1 protein-coding gene and 1 pseudogene are annotated in these 1,370 nt (G+C 61.1%); both read right to left on the bottom strand.

Features of this window, described 5'->3' with window-relative positions; genetic code table 11:
* Positions 1-614, bottom strand: a pseudogene (locus FO013_RS22145) (hypothetical protein); the annotation flags it as partial.
* The coding region (locus FO013_RS22140) for a DUF5819 family protein (RefSeq protein WP_143924717.1) at positions 604-1,370 on the bottom strand (767 nt) is incomplete at its 5' end. The pseudogene FO013_RS22145 and the gene FO013_RS22140, both read right to left, overlap by 11 nt.

Here is a 1,370-nt window from a genome sequence, read left to right as displayed (position 1 = left end):
TTGTCGCCCTGATCACCGGCACCGTCGTTGAGCTCGATGAAGCTCACCCACAGGACCAGGTAGAACGGCAGAACGATGCGGGTCCGCCATCCGAGGATGATGACGACGGCGAGAATAGCCAGACCGATGATCATGGCGGTGAACAGCGGCGGGTTGGTCACCGCTCTGTGGAAGAGCGAGAACAGCCAGATGTTCGGGAAGTCGCTCTTGGGTTCTGCGATCTCCCCGTTCCAGGCGCTGCCCACGCCGAAGGCATAGTGCCTGGCATTGAAGTTCGTCAGCAGCAGGCCGAGTCCGGTCACGCCGATGAGGATACGAGTCACCGCGAGGCCGTATGTCGCGTGATAGCGACCGGTCAGCATCTCCTCCAGCCAGTTCCAGCCCCGCGAGATACTCCCAAGGACGCGGGAAGAGATCGGAATAGGCTCGTTCGAATCCGCTGCCGTCTGCGAGGTCGCACCTGATTCAGCCGTCAGGTTCTTGCCAGGCGCTGCAGCCTTCGTCGACGCTGCTGTCTTCGTCTGCGCTGTCTTCCCGGACTGCGATCCGTGCACGCCGATGTCTTCACCTTTGACTTCTTCACCTTTGACGCGGGTGTCTTTGTCACTGCTCATCTGCGCACCTCACTTCGTCGGAGGCACAGAAGTACTTCGCGAACTCCTCATCGGACTGGTGTGGTTCTGTCACCAGTGCTCGCCAGCCGACCGGAACCGGCTGAACGTTCGGCCGTTCGGCACCGTCGTTGTTGCGCTGTGCGAACGGCACAACATTCTGTCTCGACGCCTGGTACTGGACGCGCTGAACGTCCTCGCCCCAGATCGCTTTGGCCACCTGAGTCGCATAGGCGGTGGCCAGGTGCTCGCTCTCCAGATATCCGTCAACGGCGCCGTCGGGATCGTCGTACTCTTCCAACTTCGTCGTCAACCGGTCGACGGAATCAGCACCTTTGAAGTAGTCGAGCTTGACGATCGCCTTCTGGTCGTTGGGCAGGTCCTCCCACGATCCCTTGATGTCGGAGGCGACCCCGATGCCCAATCCGGCCGAGCGTGGCGGGAAGAGCTTGTAGGTCGAATGGTCGAGTTCGACATCGGTGGCGCGGACCCAATCAGTGACCTCTTCTCCACCGTCGGGAGTCTTCACGACCGCGCGAACATCGAAGTAGTAGTCGCCATTGATCGGCTCGGGAGCGAAGACGCTCCATGACTGCCCCCACAACGGAATCATGTACTCGGAGAGGAGGTTCCCCGGGAAGACTTCCCGCGCCGTCGACGACGGAGCTATCCAAAGGAAGCTTGCGAGCAGGTGAAACGCTGTCAGCAGCATGGCCACAACCATCAGCACGCGTTTGACGACCGGCCGCTTGGCGGCCT

The organism is Brevibacterium aurantiacum, assembly GCF_007558825.1.
Classification (GTDB): Bacteria; Actinomycetota; Actinomycetes; order Actinomycetales; family Brevibacteriaceae; genus Brevibacterium; species Brevibacterium aurantiacum_A.
The sequence above is the reverse complement of the archived record's forward strand: the minus strand, read 5'-3'. Positions and strand labels throughout refer to the sequence as shown.